Source organism: Nocardioides seonyuensis (assembly GCF_004683965.1).
GTDB classification, from domain to species: Bacteria; Actinomycetota; Actinomycetes; order Propionibacteriales; family Nocardioidaceae; genus Nocardioides; species Nocardioides seonyuensis.
The window spans coordinates 380,363-399,673 of sequence record NZ_CP038436.1 but is presented as its reverse complement, the minus strand read 5'-3'; the positions used below and the strand labels follow the sequence as shown (position 1 = coordinate 399,673).

Annotated in this window: 14 protein-coding genes and 1 pseudogene; 10 read left to right on the top strand and 5 right to left on the bottom strand. The window is 70.9% G+C overall.

Going from position 1 to position 19,311, the window contains the following annotated elements; translation table 11 throughout:
• Nucleotides 1–13: 13 nt before the first annotated feature.
• Nucleotides 14–1,274, bottom strand: a pseudogene (locus EXE58_RS01915) (dicarboxylate/amino acid:cation symporter).
• 371 nt (nucleotides 1,275–1,645) lie between these two features.
• Between EXE58_RS01915 and EXE58_RS01910 the strand changes: the two are divergent.
• From EXE58_RS01910 to EXE58_RS01890, 5 genes are all read left to right on the top strand, one after another.
• Nucleotides 1,646–2,626, top strand: a complete 981-nt coding sequence (locus EXE58_RS01910) for a TIGR03885 family FMN-dependent LLM class oxidoreductase (protein ID WP_135266320.1) — start codon at nucleotides 1,646–1,648, stop codon at nucleotides 2,624–2,626.
• A complete protein-coding gene (locus EXE58_RS01905; protein ID WP_135266319.1) occupies nucleotides 2,623–4,296 on the top strand; it encodes an alpha-amylase family protein in 1,674 nt (557 codons plus the stop codon). Before EXE58_RS01910 ends, EXE58_RS01905 begins: the two co-directional genes overlap by 4 nt.
• Nucleotides 4,297–4,415: 119 nt before the next feature.
• Nucleotides 4,416–5,261, top strand: a complete 846-nt coding sequence (locus EXE58_RS01900; protein WP_135266318.1) for a hypothetical protein — start codon at nucleotides 4,416–4,418, stop codon at nucleotides 5,259–5,261.
• Between the two features lie 14 nt (nucleotides 5,262–5,275).
• A complete protein-coding gene (locus EXE58_RS01895) occupies nucleotides 5,276–7,249 on the top strand; it encodes a histidine kinase (RefSeq protein ID WP_135266317.1) in 1,974 nt (657 codons plus the stop codon).
• Nucleotides 7,246–7,896: a response regulator gene (locus tag EXE58_RS01890; protein ID WP_244242380.1), complete on the top strand. Its 651-nt coding sequence runs from the start codon at nucleotides 7,246–7,248 to the stop codon at nucleotides 7,894–7,896. The genes EXE58_RS01895 and EXE58_RS01890 overlap by 4 nt, the downstream gene beginning before the upstream one ends.
• Before the next feature lie 10 nt (nucleotides 7,897–7,906).
• Here EXE58_RS01890 and EXE58_RS01885 read toward each other — a convergent pair whose 3' ends face one another.
• Both EXE58_RS01885 and EXE58_RS01880 read right to left on the bottom strand, forming a co-directional pair.
• Nucleotides 7,907–9,076: a methyltransferase domain-containing protein gene (locus EXE58_RS01885; RefSeq protein WP_135266316.1), complete on the bottom strand. Its 1,170-nt coding sequence runs from the start codon at nucleotides 9,074–9,076 to the stop codon at nucleotides 7,907–7,909.
• On the bottom strand, nucleotides 9,069–10,487 hold the full coding sequence (locus tag EXE58_RS01880; RefSeq protein WP_244242379.1) for an aminopeptidase P family protein: 1,419 nt from the start codon (nucleotides 10,485–10,487) through the stop codon (nucleotides 9,069–9,071). Before EXE58_RS01880 ends, EXE58_RS01885 begins: the two co-directional genes overlap by 8 nt.
• A gap of 56 nt (nucleotides 10,488–10,543) precedes the next feature.
• Between EXE58_RS01880 and EXE58_RS01875 the strand changes: the two genes are divergently transcribed.
• The 5 genes from EXE58_RS01875 (at nucleotide 10,544) to ettA (ending at nucleotide 17,488) form a co-directional block, all read left to right on the top strand.
• A complete protein-coding gene (locus EXE58_RS01875; RefSeq protein ID WP_135266315.1) occupies nucleotides 10,544–11,662 on the top strand; it encodes a PrsW family intramembrane metalloprotease in 1,119 nt (372 codons plus the stop codon).
• The gene (locus EXE58_RS01870; protein WP_244242378.1) at nucleotides 11,659–13,443 is read left to right on the top strand and encodes a dynamin family protein; all 1,785 of its coding nucleotides are present in this window, start codon (nucleotides 11,659–11,661) and stop codon (nucleotides 13,441–13,443) included. The genes EXE58_RS01875 and EXE58_RS01870 overlap by 4 nt, the downstream gene beginning before the upstream one ends.
• A 46-nt stretch (nucleotides 13,444–13,489) precedes the next feature.
• Complete coding sequence (locus EXE58_RS01865; RefSeq protein WP_135266314.1) at nucleotides 13,490–15,145, top strand: YfjP family GTPase; 1,656 nt, start codon at nucleotides 13,490–13,492, stop codon at nucleotides 15,143–15,145.
• Between the two features lie 150 nt (nucleotides 15,146–15,295).
• Nucleotides 15,296–15,742 carry a single-stranded DNA-binding protein gene (locus tag EXE58_RS01860; RefSeq protein ID WP_167288622.1) on the top strand — a complete coding sequence of 149 codons (447 nt, stop codon included), beginning with the start codon at nucleotides 15,296–15,298 and terminating at the stop codon, nucleotides 15,740–15,742.
• A gap of 63 nt (nucleotides 15,743–15,805) precedes the next feature.
• Nucleotides 15,806–17,488, top strand: a complete 1,683-nt coding sequence (gene ettA / locus EXE58_RS01855; RefSeq protein WP_135266312.1) for an energy-dependent translational throttle protein EttA — start codon at nucleotides 15,806–15,808, stop codon at nucleotides 17,486–17,488.
• Here the strand turns inward: ettA and EXE58_RS01850 are convergent.
• Together EXE58_RS01850 and EXE58_RS01845 are read right to left on the bottom strand one after the other, a co-directional pair.
• Nucleotides 17,475–18,812: a DUF2254 domain-containing protein gene (locus EXE58_RS01850; protein WP_135266311.1), complete on the bottom strand. Its 1,338-nt coding sequence runs from the start codon at nucleotides 18,810–18,812 to the stop codon at nucleotides 17,475–17,477. The genes ettA and EXE58_RS01850 overlap by 14 nt on opposite strands.
• On the bottom strand, nucleotides 18,809–19,303 hold the full coding sequence (locus EXE58_RS01845; protein WP_135266310.1) for a MarR family winged helix-turn-helix transcriptional regulator: 495 nt from the start codon (nucleotides 19,301–19,303) through the stop codon (nucleotides 18,809–18,811). Before EXE58_RS01845 ends, EXE58_RS01850 begins: the two co-directional genes overlap by 4 nt.
• Nucleotides 19,304–19,311: the final 8 nt, after the last annotated feature.

Here is a 19,311-nt window from a genome sequence, read left to right as displayed (position 1 = left end):
CCGTCTGCTCAGGTCAGGCCGCGGGGGTGAGGACCTCGGTGTCCTCGCGCCACGCCTCGCCGGTGCGGTCGGCGTCGTAGACGTCGGTCGCCAGGATGCCCTCGCGACGCGCGACCAGGGTGGGGACGAGCGCCTGGCCGGCCACGTTGGTGGCGGTGCGGCCCATGTCGAGGATCGGGTCGATCGCGAGCAGCAGCCCCACACCCTCCAGGGGCAGCCCGAGGGTCGACAGCGTGAGGGTCAGCATGACTGTCGCGCCGGTCACCCCGGCGGTGGCGGCCGAGCCGATCACGGACACAAAGGCGATGAGCACGTAGTCGGTGACCGAGAGGTCGACCCCGAAGAACTGGGCGACGAAGATCGCCGAGATGGCGGGGTAGATCGAGGCGCAGCCGTCCATCTTGGTCGTGGCGCCGAGGGGCACCGCGAACGAGGCGTAGGCACGGGGCACCCCCAGGTTGCGCTCGGTGACCGTCTGGGTGACGGGCATGGTGCCGATCGAGGACCGCGACACGAACGCCAGCGAGATGGCCGGCCAGGCGCCGGTGAAGAACTGGCGGACCGAGAGCCCGTTGGCGCAGCAGCACCGGGTAGACCACGAACATCACCAGTGCCAGGCCGAGGTAGATCGCGGCGGCGAAGGTGCCGAGCGAGCCGAGCGCGTCCCAGCCGTAGCTCGCCACCGCCTTGCCGAGCAGGCCGACGGTCGCGATCGGTGCGAGCAGGATGATCCACCAGAGGACCTTCTGGACCACGGCCAGTGCCGAGCGCACGAGGGCCAGGAACGGGTCGGCGGCCTCGCCCACCTTCAGGGCTGCGATGCCGACGGCGATCGCCACGACCAGGATCTGCAGCACGTTGAACGAAAGCCCGACCGAGCCGTCGCTCGCGGTGCTCGCCTCGAGCCCCAGCATGTTGGCGGGCACCAGGCCGGTCAGGAAGTCGAGCCACGAGCCGGTGCTGTCGGGTGCCGCAGCAGCTTCGGCCGACACGCTGGTGTGGTTGCCCGGCTGGATCACCAGGCCCAGGACGATGCCGATCGCCACAGCGATCAAGGCGGTCCCGGCGAACCACGCCAGGGTCTTCCACGCCAGGCGTGCCGCTCCTGTCACCTCGCGGAGGTTGGCGATGGAGGCCACGATGGCCAGGAAGACCAGCGGGGGGACCACGGTCTTCAACAGCGTCACGAAGATGCTGCCGACAGTGGTGAGGGTCTCGGTCAGCCAGTTGGGGTCGACCTCGCCGGTGGCGGCGTCGACACCGTCGGCACCCATGGTGCGCGCGACGAGGCCCAGCAGGACGCCGAGCACCAGGCCGATCAGGACCTGGACGCCGAAGGAAGGGAGCCGGCGACGCGTGCGCGGCTCGGTGGGCGTGCCGGTGGAGGGGGAGCTGCTCAAGGGATGAGCCTTTCGGGGAGTGTCTGGGAACGGACGGTCTCTGGAGTCAGGGACTCACCGTCAGCAGCACGACGCCCGGAGGCGCTTGAGGTCGACGACGAGGCGACGCGTCAGCAAGTCGCCCTCTGTAGTCGGTCGGCACACCACGCCTGGCCCAACCACACGGTGGTCGGGGTCATTCCGGGACCGCTCGCTGCCGGGTGTGACGGTTGCCACGGCTCTCCCGGGTGGTGTGTGGTGGGGGCATGCCGCGCATCGGATTCCACGCCTCGCACGAGCAGATCGCCCCCGACCAGCTCCTCGGCCACGTGCAGCACGCCGAGCGCGCAGGCTTCGACATGGCCATGTGCTCGGACCACCTCAGTCCCTGGAGCAGCCGCCAGGGTCATTCGGGCTACACGTGGGCGTGGCTGGGGGCCGCCCTGGCCACCACCTCGCTCGAGATCGGCTGCGTCAGCGCCCCCGGCCAGCGCTACCACCCAGCGGTGGTGGCGCAGAAGATCGCCACGCTGGGCGTGATGTTCCCGGGCCGGTTCTGGACCGCTCTGGGCAGTGGCGAGGCGTCGAACGAGCACGTCACCATGGATCGCTGGCCCGCCAAGGAGGAGCGCACCCGGCGGTTGGAGGAGTGCGTGCAGGTGATCCGGCGTCTCCTCGCTGGCGAGGAGGTGACCCACGACGGACTCGTCAGGGTCGACCGCGCCCGCGTCTGGGACCGGCCGGAGGTGATGCCGGCGCTGATGGGTCCGGCGGTGAGCGTCGAGTCCGCGGGACGGGTTGCGGCCTGGGCCGACGGCCTGGTGACGGTCAACCAGCCGGCCGACACATTGCGCGAGGTCATCTCGGCCTACCGCGCCGCGGGCGGGCAGGGACCGGTCGCCCTCCAGCTGCACCTCTCGTGGGCGCCGACGAGCGCCGAGGCCGACGAGATCGCCTTCGACCAGTGGCGCACCAACGTCTTCACCGGCGGGGTGCCGTGGGACGTGGAGACCCCCGCAGCCTTCGACGCGATGGGTGAGCACGTGACCATGGACTCCGTGCGTGGCAGCGTCCGGATCTCGCACGAGCCCGCGCAGCACGTCGAGTGGATCTCGGAGTACGCCGAGCTGGGGTTCGACGACATCTACCTGCACCACGTGGGCCAGGAGCAGACGGGGTTCATCGACACCTTCGCCGAGCACGTGCTGCCGACGTTCGCGTCCTCGAGCGAGAGGGTCCAGGCATGAGGATCACCGACACCAGCGACGTGTGGTGGAAGAGCGCGGTCGTCTACTGCCTCGACATCGAGACCTACTACGACCGGAACGGTGACGGGACCGGCGACCTCGCCGGGTTGGCCGAGCGCATCGACTACCTGGCCGAGCTCGGTGTCACCTGTCTGTGGCTGATGCCGTTCTACTCCAGCCCTGACCGTGACGACGGCTACGACATCACCGACCTGTACGGCGTCGACCGGCGCCTCGGCAACCACGGCCAGCTGGTCGAGGTCCTGCGCACCGCCCACGACCGCGGCATGAACGTCATCGCCGACCTCGTCATCAACCACACCTCCGACAGGCACCCGTGGTTCAAGGAGTCCCGGCGGAGCAAGGACAACCCGTGCCGCGACTACTACGTCTGGCGCGACACCGAGCCGCCGGACACCTCCGACCTCGTCGTCTTCCCGGACAAGGAGGACTCCATCTGGGAGCTCGACGACAAGACGGGGGAGTGGTACCTCCACCACTTCTACAAGCACCAGCCCGACCTCAACCTCGCGAACCCCGCGGTCGTCGACGAGATCCTCCGTGTCGTCGGGTTCTGGCTGCAGCTGGGGTTCGACGGCTTCCGCGTCGACGGCATCCCCTTCCTCGAGCAGACCGCCAAGGCTGTCGACGACCCGGCCCTGGTCGTCGACCCGCACGTCCTGATGCGCAAGCTGCGCGGCTTCCTCAACCGACGCGCCGGCCACGCGATGATGCTCGGCGAGGTCAACCTCCCGCACTCCCAGCAGCGCGCCTTCTTCGGAGGGGACGCCGGTGACGAGCTGCAGATGCAGTTCGACTTCATCGGCATGCAGGCCACCTACCTGTCCCTGGCCCGCGAGGACGCCCGCCCGCTGGTCAAGGCCCTGCGCGCCCGACCCCGCATCCACCCCAACTGCCAGTGGGCGACGTTCCTTCGCAACCACGACGAGCTGACGCTCGACAAGCTCAGCGACAAGGAGCGCCAGGAGGTCTTCGAAGCGTTCGGTCCCGAGCCGGAGATGCAGCTCTTCGGTCGCGGCCTCAAACGGCGCGTCCCCCCGATGATGGGTGGCGACCCCCGTCGGGTCCGGATGGCCTACAGCCTGCTGTTCTCGCTGCCCGGGACGCCCACCCTCTACTACGGCGAGGAGATCGGCATGGGCGAGGACCTTGCGGCCGAGGGGCGGATGGCCGTCCGCACGCCGATGCAGTGGACCTCCGGCCGGAACGGCGGCTTCTCCGACGCCGCTGCCCGCAAGCTGATCCAGCCGCCCGTGGGCGACGGCTACGGCCCGGAGCACGTCAACGTCGCCGACCAGCGCCGCGACCCCGACTCCATGTGGAGCTTCATGCGCACGCTCATCGGCACCTATCGCATGTGCCCCGAGCTTGGCTGGGGTGAGTTCACCGTCATCGACCAGCCGCACCGCCAGGTGCTGGCCCACCGCTGCGACCTGGACGACGTGGCGGTGGTCGCCGTGCACAACCTGGGCGCCGACGCCGTCGTGGTCGACCTCGCCGTCGACGGGCTCGACGACTCCACCGAGCTCGTGGACCTCTTCTCCCAGGAGGAGGTCCACACCGACGACGGGACGATCCAGGTCAGCCTCGAGGGCTACGGCTACCGCTGGCTGCGGCTACGGCCCGAGGGTGGTCTCCACCTGCCCTGACGCGGTCGCGCTCCGATGCGCCGCCCGGGACAGAGTCGGGACAGTGCGCGGATGTCGTCGGGACACCGGGCGTTCGAGGCTGGTGCTGTCAGATCGACCACCTCCGCAAAGGACATCCCATGACCGTGCACCAGCACACCGGCACCACCCTCACATCCGCCCTGCCGACCACTCCGACGCCAGACGCGCCTCGTCGCCCCAGCGGCCTGCGCCGCGGGGTGCTCGTCGCAGGGGGCGTCTTCGGGTGCCTCGTCCCGTCGGTGTGGACCCTCAACTTCCTGCGCATGCTCGCCACCGGTGACCTGGCGGAGCACCGGTTCCACCAGCTGACGGGTCAGGGCTTGCTGCTCACCGCACTGTGGCTCGGAGCCCTCGTTCCCATGCTCGTCGCGGCATGGCGCGGGTACCGCCCCGGAACCGCCTCCGCGTTGCTGCACCTCTCGTTCTTCGGCATCGGAACCGCCTGCGCGGTCGCCGCGCCCCAGGGTGGCTCCCGTGAGCTGATGGTGCTCATCCTGGTCACCGGCTCGGTGGTCTGGCTGGCGCTGCCGCGACGTGCTCGTCTCCGGGTGCCGGTCGACGTCGCCCCGGTGGCACTGACGGCCGCCCTGCTCGCTGGCGCCGTCGTGGCGCCGTACGCCGTCGACCAGATCGGGCTCCAGCACGACGCCACGGGCATGCACGCAGACAACCCGCACTACTTCGACATGGCGTGGCTCACCTTGACCCTCGCCGTCGCCGGGCTCCTGGGAGCACTGCTGCCGACCGCACGACAGCTCCTGGCCGTGGCCGGCGGTGGCCTCGCGCTGACCGGCGTCGCGATGCTCGCCCTCTCCGAGGGCGTGCTGAACGGTGTGCTGTTCACCGGTGTCGGGATGCTGCTGATGGTTGCGTGGCGGCTGGGCGCGATGGTGCCTGGTGGCCGAGCGATCGCGGAGATCCGCCCCAGTGGTCAGACTCTGTGACTAGCCTTCCGCCCATGCCAACGAGGGTCGCCGCGCCAGGTCTCGCGGCGGCCCTCGCCGCGGCGTGCGTGGCTGCATGCCTGCTTGCGGTCGTGCTGGTGAGCAACGGCAACGCATGGAGCTCGACCGGAGTGCGTGACCTACCCGTCGACGTCGTCATCGGGATCACGTTCCCGTTGTGCGCGTTGCTCGTGCTGGCCGGTGCCGCGCCGGTGTGCACCGTTGCGGTGCTGCTGCTGGGCTCGGGGACGGCCGCCGCCGCGGCCGCGCTCGGCACGGCCGTCGCGGCGGTCGCGGACGGAGCCTCTGCCGGGGTCTCGTTCGCGGTGCAGCTCCAGGGGTTCATCTGGGTCCCGGCGTTCCTACCGATCGTCACCGTGGTCCCGCTCGTCTTCCCGGACGGCAGGCTGCCCAGCCCCCGGTGGAGGCCGGTGCTCGTCGCCGCCGTGGTCGGCATCGTCGCCATGACGGTGGGCACGGCGCTGCACCCCACCCCCTTCGTCGGCGCCACGACACTCGAGAAGCCGGTCACCTCGGCTGCGGTGGCCGGCCCGTTCTTCGTCGTGGGCGCAGTCCTCTCGATGGTCTCGATGGCGCTGGCGCTCACCTCGCTGGTGCTGCGGTGGCGACGTGCCTCGGGGCTCGTACGCCGACAGCTCACCGTCCTGCTCGGCGCGGTTGCCCTGCTCGCCGTGGACGTCGTCGTCACCTCTTTCCTGGCCTGGCCGCTCTCGACGGTCGTGCAGGCTGTCGCGGTCGCCCTGCTGCCGCTCGCGATCACCCTGGCCATCACGCGCCACCGGCTCTACGACCTCGACACCACCCTGCGGAGGGCCATCACGGGCGTCACGCTCGCCGGGTGCCTCGCGGGCCTCTACCTCACCCTCTTCGCGCTCCTGGGTGCGGTGCTGCCCGCCGGCGGAGCCACGGCGAGCGTCGTCGCCGCGGGCCTCACCGGGCTCGCCCTGCAGCCGTTGGCGAGCCGCCTGGGCCGTGCCGTCGACGGTTGGTTCTACGGCGACCGTGCCCAGCCCCAGGTGGTGCTGGCCAGTCTCGCGGAGCGCCTCCGCGGGGCAACGACCCCCGACGAGGTCACCGAGGCGGTGCGCGCCACCGTCGCGGAGCACCTGCGGCTCGGCTCGGCGAGCGCCGACCTTCTTGTCGGCCCGCACGAGGTCGACGACGTCGAAGCCGGCCACGAGGTGCTGCCGCTGCACCACCGCGGTGAGCTGGTCGGGCGCCTGGTCGTGTCCCCCCGGCCGGGTGAGCGAGGGCTGGACCAGCAGGACCGTGAGGTGCTCGAGGTGGTCGCGCTCCAGGCCGCCCCCGCTGTGGCCGCCGTACGACTCGCTGCCCGGCTGCAGCGCAGCCGTGAGCTCCTGGTGTCCGCTCGCGAGGAGGAGCGCCGACGTCTGCGCAGCGACCTCCACGACGGCGTGGGCGCCGCCCTGGCCGGTGCTCGCCTCCAGCTCGAGTCGGCCCAGGACCGAGTGGACGACCAGGTGGCGGGAAGGATGCTGGCGGCCGCCGTGTCGGCGGTGAGCGAGGCCGTCGACGGCGTACGCCACGCCACCGACGACCTGCGACCGCCAGCCCTCGACGAGCTCGGTCTCGCCCGGTGCCTGAACCTGCTCTGCGAGCGCATGTCGACGCCCGACGTGAGGGTGCGAGGCGACGTCGGACCACTTCCCGCACTGGGAGCGGCCGTCGAGGTCGCGTGCTACCGCATCGCCGCCGAGGCGCTGACCAACGCCAGGCGTCACGCTCGTGCCAGTCGGGTGGAGCTGTGCGTGCAGGCGAGCCCCGAGGCCATCCGGCTGCGGGTCGCCGATGACGGGCAGGGGATGCCGGCAACGACGCGGTCGGGGGCCCTCGGGGTCGAGTCGATGCGGCTGCGGGCCGAGGAGGTCGGCGGAATGCTCGAGATCGATTCCGGCGATCACGGCACCACCGTGGAGGCGGAGCTGCCCATCATGGAGGTGACGTGAGCATTCGTGTCGTGGTGGTCGACGACCACCCGCTCTTCAGGGACGGCGTGCACACCGCGCTGGGCGCCGATGACGACCTCGAGGTCGTGGGCGAGGCCGAGGATGTCGCGTCGGCGATCTCCGTGACCGCGGAGCTGGCGCCCGACGTCGTGCTCATGGACCTCAACCTCCCGGACGGGTCGGGCATCGAGGCCGTCCGCGAGCTCTCCGCCCGACACCCCGAGGTGCGGGTGCTGGTGATGACCATGTCGACCGACGACGATGCCGTGGTGGCCGCGATGAGGGCGGGCGCTCGAGGATTCGTCGTCAAGGGAGCGGGTCGACGTGACCTGGTCGAGTCCGTGCGCGCCGTCGCGTCGGGCGGGGCGGTGTTCAGCCCGGTGGTGGCCGATCGCCTGGCGGGCTACTTCACCGGACTGGCGGCCGTCCCTGGCCGAGAGGCATTCCCGCAGCTCACCGAGCGCGAGCGGGAGGTGCTCGAGCTGCTGGCCCGGGGGCTGGACAACCGCGGCATCGCACGTGCCCTGTTCCTCTCCGACAAGACCGTGCGCAACCACGTCTCCAACACACTCGCCAAGCTGGAGGTGTCAAGCCGCTCGGAGGCGGTGATGCGGGCGCGCAACGCGGGCCTCGGAGGCGTGGACTGAAGCCTGGGCGTCAGCGCTCCAGGAGCACGATCACCTCGTAGTGACTCGTGTGCGGGAACATGTCGAGCACTCGGCCCTGGACCACCCGCAAGGACGGCATCAGGGCGAGGTCGCGGGCCAGTGACTCGGCGTTGCACGAGGAGTAGACGACGTGCTCCACGCCCGAGGACTCCAGCCACCCGGCGAGGTCCGGACCGATGCCGCGACGGGGTGGGTTGACCACGACCACGTCGGGCGGGTCCTGGCTGCGCAGGGCGTAGGACGTCGCGTCGCCGGCCACGAAACGGGCGTCGATCCCGGCCTCGGCCGCCGACCGACGTGCGGCCTCGATCGCGTCCGCGCTGACCTCGACGCCGAGCACGTCGCGGCCGGGACCGGCCAGGTGCAGGGCGAAGCCACCGACGCCGCAGTAGAGGTCCCAGATCCTGAGCAACGATGCGTCATGCGCTCCCGAACCCATGGGTGCGGATTCGTATGACGCAAGCGATGCGAGCCACTCGCGCGCCTGCGTGTAGAGCGCCTCGGCGATCTCGGTGTTGGTCTGGAAGAACGCCCGCGGTCCCAGGTGCAGCGTGAGCCCGGTGCCCAGGCGCATCGGCAGCGTCGTGTCGCCGGACGCTGCATGCAGGACGATCTCGCGCTCGCCCTCGAGCACCGCCTTGTGCTCGGGCTGGATGTTCAGGGTCACCACGCGCAGGGCCGGCAGCGCCGCGAGCAGGGCGGGCAGTCTGGACCGCACCTTGGCCTCCAGGGCCGTGGAGCGCAGCACCAGCCGCAGCATCAGCTCGCGGTCGGGGGACTCGGTGAGGAGCACGTGCTTGAACTCACCGCGGCGGGCGCGGACGTCGTACGGCGCCAGCTCGGCATCGGCGAGCCAGGACCCGATCGCGTCGAGTGCGCGGACGAGCCCGGGGGAGTGCAGGCCGCAGTCACGCAGGTCGATGCCTGTCAGCTCACTGTCGAGGATGCCCAGGGTGGGAGCCGTCGGCGTTCCCCCGACCACCATCTTGGCCTTGTTGCGGAAGCCCGCCTCGGGGCCCGCCACGGTCGGCAGCCACACGGGGGAGTCGACGAGGCCGCGGACGTGCGCCTCCTTGTCGAGGAGCTGTCGGGCCCGCGGGACCTCGAGGAGGGTGCACGAGCGGCAGCGGAGCGCGTCGTAGTGGCGGCACTCAAGCACCGAGGTGTCGGCCCATCCACTCCTCCACGTCGGCGGACGTGCGCGGCAGCGAGTCAGAGAGGTTCCGGGAGCCGTCGGCGGTGACGAGGATGTCGTCCTCGATGCGGATGCCGATGCCGCGGAGCTCCTCGGGGACGAGCAGGTCGTCCTCCTGGAAGTAGAGGCCGGGCTCCACGGTCAGGACCATCCCCTCGGCCAGGTCGCCCTTGGGGTAGAGGTCGACCGACGTGCGCGCACAGTCGTGGACGTCCATGCCGAGCATGTGGGACGTGCCGTGGAGGGTCCAGCGGGCATAGACCTTGGACTCGGGGTCGAGGGCCTCCTCCACCGATCCCGGGAGCAGTCCGAGGTCGCCGAGTCCGTGTGCGAGAACCTCCATGGCCGCGTGGTGGGCAGCAAGGAACGGCACCCCGGGGCGCACAGCGTCGATCCCCGCCTGCTGGGCGTTGAGGACGAGGTCGTAGAGGTCGCGCTGGAGAGGCGTGAAGCGACCGTCGACGGGAAGCGTGCGGGTGACGTCGGCGGTGTAGAGGTTGCGACCCTCGACGCCCATGTCGAGGAGCACGAGCTTGCCGGGCTCGATGCCGCCGGTGTTGTCGATCCAGTGCAGCGTCGTCGCGTGCGACCCACCGGCGCAGATCGAGTCGTAGCCGATGTCGTTGCCCATCGCGCGTGCCCGGCGGAAGAAGGTGCCCTCGATCCATCGCTCGCCGAACTCGAGGACGCGCTCCCACTCGCGCACGGAGTCCTCGAAGCCCAAGGTGGTGATGTCGCAGGCCTCCTGCAGCTCTTCGACCTCCCACTCGTCCTTGACCAGCCTGAGCTCGTCGGCCACGCGGGCGAGGTCCTCGTCGGTGGTGATGTCGCGAGTCTTGCGGTGGTCGTCGAACGACGGAAGGTCCTTGACGTGTCGAACCTCGATGCCGAGGGAGTCACCGATCTCACGTGCTGACGGACGGCGGCCGGCCCACAGCTCGCCGTACTGCCGGTCGCGGAAGAACTCGTCGGTGTCGCGCTCGGAGCGCGGCCGTGCGTAGAGGACAGCGCCGTCGACACCGTCTGACCCGGGCTCGATCACGAGCACCGCGTCGCTGGTCTGGTTGCCGGAGAAGTAGGTGTGGGCGGTGTCGGGCCGGAACCGGTAGTCGGTGTCGTTGGACCGCACCTTGAAGGTGCCGGCCGGGAGGACGAGCCGCTCGTCGGGGAACGCCTCGGCCAGCTTCTGGCGGCGGGCAGCGGCGTGCTCGGCCACCGGGTGGCGCGGCACGTCGAGCTCGCGATCGCCCCACCCCTCGCGCATGAACGCGGCGTAGGCGGCCGGCACGGCGGGGTCGTGGGACTCGGTCTTGAGGTCGGCGCCGGTCTCGGACGTTGCCTCGGTCGTGATGTCGGAGGAGGTGTTCTCGGTCACGCGCCCACTGTACGTGGCGCATGCCTCGCGGTGACGGCTCCGTTAGGCTGCCGACCATGCTCGGACACCGCCGTGACAGCGTGGCCTTCACGGTCGTGGTCTCCGTGCTCGTCCTGCTGGGCGCCCTGCTGATCGCGCTCGTGGTCGCTCTCTCGGGCGCACCGAGCACATTGGCCCTGGCCGCTCTCCTCGCCGCAGTCCCGGTGGGACCCGTCGTCGGCTGCCTGATGTGGCTCGACCGCTACGAGCCCGAGCCCCGCTCGCTCCTCGTCGCCGGACTGCTCTGGGGCGCGTTCGTCGCCACGGCCGCCGCGCTGGTCTTCCAGGGGATCGGGCTCGTCGGCGGCGCCTCGGACCGCGACGCGCTCGAGTGGCTCGCGCCGGCCACCGAGGAGGTCACCAAGGGAGCGTTCCTCGTCCTGCTCCTGTGGTGGCGGCGCCACGAGCTCGACGGCGTCCTCGACGGCATCGTCTACGCCGGCATGGTCGGCATCGGCTTCGCCTTCACCGAGAACATCCTCTACCTGGCTGCGGCCTACGACGGCACCGACGGTCTCGGCCCCGGCGGCACCACCGCACTGGCCGGTGTGTTCATCATGCGCTGCCTCGTCAGCCCGTTCGCGCACCCGTTGTTCACCGCGTTCATCGGCATCGGGGTCGGGCTCGCGATCTCCTCCAAGCCGCCGGTGGTGCGTGTGCTCGCCCCCGTCGCCGGCCTTGTCGTGGCGGTCCTGCTCCACGCAGCCTGGAACTCCGCGACCCTCAACGGGACCGAGCACTTCTTCGCCGTCTACGGCACGCTCATGTTCCCCGTCTTCCTCGCGGTCGTCGCCTTCGCGATCTACCGCCACCGCTCGGAGCGTGGCCTGCTTGCCGAGGCGCTCGCCGACGCCGCCGCCCGCGGACTCCTTCCCGAGACCGACATCGCCTGGCTCGTCGACCTCCGCGCCCGTCGGCACGCGCGGGCCTGGGCACGACGCCAGGGCGGGACGCCGGCCGAGCGCGCGATGCGCGAGTACCAGGCGGCCGCCATCGAGCTCGGCTACCTCCACCACCGCTACCTGCGCGGCACCGCCCCCCGTGACTTCTCCGCCCGTGGCCACGACCACGTCGTACAGCTGCAGTCCATCCGTCCCTACATCTCCTTTCCCGGACAGGTGGTGCCGACCAGATGAGCCCAGACGAGACCCTCCCGGAGGCCCGCGGCGAGCGCGACGGCGGCAGCACGCGCATGCTGACCGCCCTGGTCCAGCTGCGCAGCGCCCTCCAGGAGGCGCACCTGCCGCTGGAGCTGCCGCAGGCCGAGGAGCAGCGGGCGGCACGTCTGGAGATGGTCGACCAGCTCGAGGACTACGTCATCCCCAGGCTGATGACGATCGACGCGCCGCTGCTCGCCGTGGTCGGCGGCTCCACCGGCGCTGGCAAGTCCACCCTGGTCAACTCGATCGTGGGCAGCCGCGTCACGACTCCCGGCGTTCTGCGCCCCACCACCCGGTCGCCCGTGCTCGTGCACCACCCTGATGACGAGCGCTGGTTCAAGCAGGACAGGCTGCTGCCCGAGCTCGAGCGCGTCGAGCGCGCGACCGACGACCCCGAGGCACTCCAGCTGGTGGCGTCCGAGGCGGTCCCCCAGGGGCTGGCCATCCTCGACGCCCCCGACATCGACTCCGTCGAGGAGCGCAACCGCACCCTCGCCGCCCAGCTGCTGGCGGCCGCCGACCTGTGGCTGTTCGTCACCTCTGCGGCGCGCTACGCCGACCAGGTGCCCTGGGACTTCCTCCGCAAGGCGGCCGAGCGGTCGGCGGCCGTGGCGATCGTGCTCGACCGCACCCCGCCGGATGCGGTGGAGACGGTGTCGACGCACCTGGCCCGGATGCTCGCGAGCCGCGGCCTGAAGGACTCGCCGCTGTTCACCGTCACCGAAGGCACCGTCTCCGAGGAGGGGCTCCTGTCCGCGCCGGCGGTCGCCGAGATCCGATCCTGGCTGCGGGCGCTCGCCGAGGACTCCGATGCCCGGTCGGCGGTGGTGAAGCAGACGCTGGAGGGTGCGATCCGCACCCTCACCCGGCGGACCCACACCGTCGCGGACGCGGCCACCGAGCAGGTCGACGCCGTACGCCGCCTGCGCGAGGACGCCAACACCGCCTACGACAAGGCCGCGGCTGCCATCACCGAGGCGTCCGCCGACGGCACCCTGCTGCGCGGTGAGGTGCTCGCCCGCTGGCAGGAGTTCGTCGGGACCGGAGAGCTGCTGCGCTCGCTCGAGACCCGGGTCGGCTGGCTGAGGGACCGTGTCGTCAACGTCATCAAGGGCAAGTCCCAGCAGGCCGAGCGCGTCACGGTCGCGGTCGAGTCCGGGCTCGAGACGCTGATCCTCGAGCACGCCGAGGCGGCTGCCGAGCGCGCCGAGGGGTCGTGGCGATCCACCGCAGCCGGCCAGATCCTGCTCAAGGACGCGGGCGAGGACCTCGGCAGGGCCTCGCGTGACTTCCGGCGCCGCGCCGAGCGTGCTGTCCGCGACTGGCAGTCCGACGTGCTCGAGATGGTCCGCACGGAGGGCGCCGACAAGCGCTCGACGGCGCGGTTCCTCGCGTTCGGCGTCAACGGGCTCTCCGTCGCCCTGATGGTCGTGGTGTTCGCCCACACCGCCGGAGTCACCGGCGCGGAGGCCGGCATCGCCGGCGGGTCCGCCGTCCTGGGCCAGAAGCTCCTCGAGGCGGTGTTCGGGGACCAGGCGGTGCGCTCGCTGGCCGAGCGCGCGCGACGCGACCTGGAGGTCAAGGTCAGCGAGCTCCTCGAGGGCGAGCGTCGTCGCTACACCGACCTGCTCGACAGCCTCGAGGTCGTCCCCGAGGTGCCCGAGCGGCTGAGATCGGCATCTCGTCGGGTGGACGACCTGCGGTTCGAATCGGCACGAAAGGGCACAGAGTCATCTCCTGACCCTGCTGCCCCCTAGGCTTGGGGCGCACAGCACAACATTCGAAACCGCGCTGAGGGAGACCATGACGTCACTGCTCGAAGGGGCCAAGAAGCTGGTCGCCAGGAGCTCTGACATCGGGGCTCGCGTGACGGGCCTGGAGCAGGCCGCCGACGCAGCCCGCGGTCGGGTGGACGACGCGGTCGTCGACGACGCCGTCGCCATCTCCGCACGCGCGGCGAGCCGGCTCAAGCTCTCCGCCGAGCACACGGTGGTGGCGCTGGCGGGTGCGACCGGTTCCGGCAAGTCCTCCACGTTCAACGCCCTGACCGAGCTCGAGCTCTCCGCGGTCGGCGTGCGCCGGCCGACCACCTCGTGGGCCACCGCCTGCGTGTGGGGCCGCGAGGGTGCCGAGGAGCTCCTCGAGTGGCTCGGCATCCCCGCCCGTCACCAGGTCACCCGTGACTCCATGCTGTCGACCGGCAAGGAGGACGAGGCACTCCGGGGCGTCGTGCTCCTCGACCTGCCCGACCACGACTCGACCGAGGTCTCCCACCACCTCGAGGTGGAGCGACTGGTCAGGCTCGCCGACATGCTGGTGTGGGTGCTCGACCCGCAGAAGTACGCCGACGCGGCGATCCACGACCGCTTCCTCAAGCCCCTCGCCGGTCACCAGGACGTGATGCTGGTGGTGCTCAACCACATCGACTCGGTGCCCGAGGAGCGCCGCGACGGCATGGTCGCCGACGTACGCCGCCTGCTCGCGGCCGACGGCCTCGACTCGGTGCCGGTCATGGCCATCAGTGCCCGCAACGGCTGGGGGATCGACGAGCTCCGGGCCCACATCGCCAAGAGGGTCGCGGCCAAGAAGACCACCCGGGCGCGGCTCGAGGCCGACGTCCGCACCGCCGCCGAACGGCTGCGGGAGGCCTCCGGCGCCGCCGCCCCGCCGAAGCTCTCGAAGGAGCGCATCGCGGCGTTGGACGACGCCTTCGCCGAGGCCGCCGGCGTGCCCACGGTCGTCAAGGCGGTCGAGGACTCCACCCGGCTCCGCGCCAACCGCGCGACGGGCTGGCCGGTGACCGCGTGGTTCTCGCGGTTCAAGCCCGACCCCCTCAAACGGCTCCACCTCGACCTCGGCGCGGCCGGCAAGCAGATGACCAGCGCCGCACGGACCTCGGTCCCCAAGGCGACGGGCGTCCAGCAGGCGCGCGTCGACACCGAGGTGCGCGCACTGGCCGACCAGGTGACGCAAGGCATGACCCCGGCCTGGTCCACGGCCGTCCGTGCAGCTTCGGTCTCACGACTTCCCGACCTCGGCGACCGCCTCGACAAGGCCGTCGGCTCGACCGACCTCGGCGCCGATCGGATCCCGGTGTGGGCCCACCTGGTGCGTGTCCTTCAGTGGGCGCTCATCATCGCCGCCGTGGTGGGCGGTCTCTGGCTCGCACTCCTGGCGTTCGGCGCCTATGCCCGCCTGCCCGAGCCCCCGACGCCGGAGCTGTGGGGCTTCCCGGTCCCGACCCTGCTGCTCCTCGGCGGCATCCTCCTGGGGGTGGTGCTCGCGCTCGTCTGCCGGGTCCTCGTCTCGCTCACGGCCCGCTCGCGTGCCCGGGCCGCCGACAAGCGGCTTCGCGACGGCATCTCCGAGGTTTCGGCCGAGCTCGTCGTCGAGCCCATCCGGGGCGAGCTGGCGGCCTACGAGCAGGTTCGCAGCGGTCTGGCGACGGCACTGGGCTGAGCCTCGAGCCGCAGGCCACTCGCAGCCCACAGGACTCCGAGCCAGCCCACTCTCCACAGGTTCGGTACGACTTCGTGGTCGCTGGGGCTCCTCCCGTCCAGCCTTGGTGCCGGACGGATCGCCCGTCCGCAGATGGAGGAGGAGCTCACCATGAACGAGACCCAGATCACCTTCGCCGGTCGCGTCGGCGGCGACATCACCTTGCGCGAAGTGTCCGGTGACAGGCACGTCGCATCGTTCCGGGTGGCGACCCAACCCCGTCGGCTGCGGGACGGCGAGTGGACCTCCGGCCCGACCACCTGGCACACGGTCAAAGCCTGGAACAAGCTGGCCCTGCACGTCGCCGAGTCGCTCCACTCCGGTGACCCGGTCCTGGTCCACGGCCGGCTCAGCGTCGATGTCTGGGAGCGCGACGGCACCTCGATGACGTCGTACGAGGTCGTCGCCACCGCAGTCGGGCACGACCTGAGCCACGGCACGTCGGCGTTCGCCAAGCACGTGCGCCACGAGTCGGCCGGGGCGCAGGAGTCCCCACAGATCCGCTCGACTGCGACGCTGGCTCCGGCCGCAGGGCCGGACACGACCCAGGCGGCCTGACCGACGTGCTCGCGGCGGGACGCGATTGTCGGCGACGGCTCCGCGCACCGTAGGCTCGGCCGCATGGCTGACTACGTCTTCACGCTGCGCAACGTGCGCAAGGCCCACGGTGACAAGGTCGTCCTCGACAACGTCACCCTGTCGTTCCTGCACGGCGCCAAGATCGGTGTCGTCGGACCCAACGGCACGGGCAAGTCCTCCCTCCTGAAGATCATGGCGGGTCTCGACCACGCCAACAACGGCGACGCGATCCTCGACCCCGACGCCACCGTCGGGATGCTCCAGCAGGAGCCGCCCCTCTCCGAGGGGAAGACGGTGCTCGAGAACGTCGAGGAGGCCGTGGGCGAGATCAAGGCGAAGATGAAGCGCCTCGAGGACGCCTACATGGAGATGGGCGAGCCCGACGCAGACCAGGACGCCCTCATGCAGGAGACGGGCGACCTCCAGACCGAGCTCGACAACGCCAACGCGTGGGACCTCGACAGCCGCCTCGACCAGGCGATGGACGCGCTGCGCTGCCCTCCGCCGGACGTCCTGGTCGACAACCTCTCCGGGGGCGAGCGACGCCGCGTGGCGCTGTGCAAGCTCCTGCTGCAGCAGCCCGACCTGCTCCTCCTCGACGAGCCCACCAACCACCTCGACGCCGAGTCGGTCCAGTGGCTCGAGGGGCACCTCGCGAGCTACCCGGGCGCCGTCCTGGCCGTGACCCACGACCGTTACTTCCTCGACAACGTCGCGCAGTGGATCCTCGAGCTCGACCGTGGCAAGGCCCACCCCTACGAGGGCAACTACTCCACCTACCTGGAGACCAAGAAGGACCGCCTCAAGATCGAGGGCCAGAAGGACGCCAAGCGCGCCAAGATGCTCGAGCGGGAGCTCGAGTGGGTGCGCTCCAACGCCAAGGCCCGCCAGACCAAGAGCAAGTCCCGTCTGGCGCGCTACGAGGAGATGGCGGCCGAGGCCGACCGGATGCGCAAGATCGACACCTCCGAGATCAACATCCCCGCGGGGCCCCGGCTCGGTGACATCGTGCTCGAGGCGGAGAAGCTCGGCAAGGGCTTCGAGGGCCGCACCCTCATGCACGACGTCACCTTCAAGCTGCCGCGTGCCGGCATCGTCGGCGTGATCGGTCCCAACGGCGTCGGCAAGACCACGCTCTTCCGGATGATCACCGGCCAGGAGGAGCCCGACGAGGGCGAGCTCAAGGTCGGGCAGACCGTCAAGATCTCCTACGTCGACCAGAGCCGCGGCGGGATCGACCCCAACAAGAACGTCTGGGAGGTCGTCTCCGACGGGCTCGACTTCATCAAGGTCGCCAACTTCGAGATGAACAGCCGGGCCTACGTCGCGTCCTTCGGGTTCAAGGGCCCGGACCAGCAGAAGAAGGCCGGCGTGCTGTCAGGCGGTGAGCGCAACCGCCTCAACCTGGCGCTGACGCTGAAGATGGGCGGCAACATGTTGTTGCTCGACGAGCCCACCAACGACCTCGACGTGGAGACCTTGTCCTCGCTCGAGGACGCGCTGCTCGACTTCCCCGGCTGCGCCGTGGTCACCTCCCACGACCGGTGGTTCCTCGACCGCGTCGCGACCCACATCCTCGCGTGGGAGGGCGACGACGAGGACCCCGCCAAGTGGTTCTGGTTCGAGGGCAACTTCGCGGCCTACGAGGAGAACAAGATCGAGCGCCTCGGTGCCGAGGCGGCGCGTCCGCACCGCGTGACGCATCGCCGCCTCACGCGCGACTGACCTGCTCCTGCCCCCCCACATGGGTGAAGGCTCGGGTGAGGTGGTCGCGCATGCGCTCCTCGTCGAAGGCAGGCACCTGCTCGGCCCAGGCCGCCACGACGAGGTCGGCGTGGGTCCTCAGGCGCTGGCGCAGGTCGGGGGGAGCGGTCCTGCTGAGCCGTGCCGCGAGGTCGACGACCGCACGGACGACGTGCGGCTGAGCCACCGCGTGGGCGCGGATGTCGTCGAAGACCTCGTCCACCACGGTCTGCCCGTCGGGCAGGCACAGGGCCAGTCGAAGGTCGCCGGCGTCGTCGCAGCGGCCGGCCAGCGGAGCCGGATGCTCGGTGAGGATCTGCAGCGGTCTGGCGATCTCGGCGAGCACGTTGCGAGCCGTGTAGGGGTCGTTGGTCCCCGGGGAGAGAGCGCGTACGGCGATCTCGGTGAGCTGCTGGACCGCGAAGAGCACGTCCTGTGCAGGCGTGCGGGTCTCGCCGCGACTGAGCGCGGAGAGGACGCCCTCCACCAATGACTCCGAGGAGGTCCCACGGATCTCGGCGACCGGCTCCCCCGGGAGCAGGTGCGTTCCTGGGGCGGCAAGCATGCGGATCGCCACGCCGTGGCGTTCGGCCAGCGCCACCAGCGCACCCTCGTCGAGCAGGGTGACCGAGCCCGAGTCACGCGCCACGACGAGGCTGCTCGGCTCAGGCAGGTGGTCCAGGTCGACCACGCAATGTCCTCGAGCTCCCTCGGACGGAGGACCGTAGTAGCGGTTGACGACCGACTCGCACTCGCGACGGACGCGGGCGACGAGGTAGCTGATCTGGATCGACTCGGCGATGTGGTGCAGGAAGTAGACGAGGGCCGCGACGTTGACCAGGGCGAGGACCAGTGAGCCGTAGACGCTGAAGTAGGGGACGAAGGCCTCGGTGCCCAGGCTCTCGTCCTGGCTGGTGACCGATCGCAGCACGATCATGCAGTAGGTGAACGTCCCGACGAAGATCCCGAGCGTTGCCTGGTTGCGCCGGTCGGTCATGAAGTTCCGCACCAGGCGCGGGCCGTAGGTCGAGCTCGCCGTGGCGATCACCGAGATCGTGATCGAGAAGGTCGTGCCGGCGACGGCCAGGACGGCGCCGCCCACGGCCCCCAGCATGGCCCGGGACCCGTCGACCCCCAGGAGCAGGGTGTCCGGGACCACTCCCGCCGAGCCGTCCACCCAGCGGTCGACGGCGAGCGCGGCCTGGGCCAGCACGATGCTGCCCACGACCGTCAGGGCGGGGATCAGCCAGAACGCCTCGCGCGATCGGGCGGCAACCTCGCGCACGTGCGGCCCGGCTCCCGTCATGGGTGGCGGATCTCGCTCTCGGGGTGCCGCGTCACGAGGTGGTCCGCGACGGCGTCGAAGACGCGGCCGAGGGCGGCGAAGTCGTCGGGGTCGACGAGGTCGACGAGATTGCGGCGCACGCTCTCGACGTGGCACGGCGCGGCCTGCTCCAGCAGCTCCAGGCCCTTCTGCGTCAGCTCGGCCACCACGCCCCGCCCGTCGTCGGGGCTGGCGTTGCGGACGACGTAGCCGGCCTTCTCCATGCGCGCGACGGTGTGGGTCACCCGGCTCCTGGAGTGGGCCAGTGCATCGGCCAGCTGTGCCATTCGCATCCGGTGCTCGGGTCGCTCGGAGAGGCGCACGAGCACTTCGTACTCGGTGAGCGAGATGCCGAACTCACGCTCGAGATCCTCGTCCAGCCGGTCGAGCAGCAGCGTCATGCCCATCATGAGGGCGCGCCAGGACTGCTGCTGGTCGGCGTTCAGCCAGCGTGGCGCGACGTCACCCGTCATGGGGCGAG

What these genes read in the sequence shown, in the direction of transcription:
- EXE58_RS01865 (WP_135266314.1), top strand. Translation starts at nt 13,490, where the DNA reads ATGACGTCACTGCTCGAAGGGGCCAAGAAGCTGGTCGCCAGGAGCTCT.
- EXE58_RS01850 (WP_135266311.1), bottom strand. Translation starts at nt 18,812, where the DNA reads ATGACGGGAGCCGGGCCGCACGTGCGCGAGGTTGCCGCCCGATCGCGC.
- EXE58_RS01900 (WP_135266318.1), top strand. Translation starts at nt 4,416, where the DNA reads ATGACCGTGCACCAGCACACCGGCACCACCCTCACATCCGCCCTGCCG.
- EXE58_RS01910 (WP_135266320.1), top strand. Translation starts at nt 1,646, where the DNA reads ATGCCGCGCATCGGATTCCACGCCTCGCACGAGCAGATCGCCCCCGAC.
- EXE58_RS01905 (WP_135266319.1), top strand. Translation starts at nt 2,623, where the DNA reads ATGAGGATCACCGACACCAGCGACGTGTGGTGGAAGAGCGCGGTCGTC.
- ettA (WP_135266312.1), top strand. Translation starts at nt 15,806, where the DNA reads ATGGCTGACTACGTCTTCACGCTGCGCAACGTGCGCAAGGCCCACGGT.
- EXE58_RS01860 (WP_167288622.1), top strand. Translation starts at nt 15,296, where the DNA reads ATGAACGAGACCCAGATCACCTTCGCCGGTCGCGTCGGCGGCGACATC.
- EXE58_RS01895 (WP_135266317.1), top strand. Translation starts at nt 5,276, where the DNA reads ATGCCAACGAGGGTCGCCGCGCCAGGTCTCGCGGCGGCCCTCGCCGCG.
- EXE58_RS01845 (WP_135266310.1), bottom strand. Translation starts at nt 19,303, where the DNA reads ATGACGGGTGACGTCGCGCCACGCTGGCTGAACGCCGACCAGCAGCAG.
- EXE58_RS01870 (WP_244242378.1), top strand. Translation starts at nt 11,659, where the DNA reads ATGAGCCCAGACGAGACCCTCCCGGAGGCCCGCGGCGAGCGCGACGGC.
- EXE58_RS01875 (WP_135266315.1), top strand. Translation starts at nt 10,544, where the DNA reads ATGCTCGGACACCGCCGTGACAGCGTGGCCTTCACGGTCGTGGTCTCC.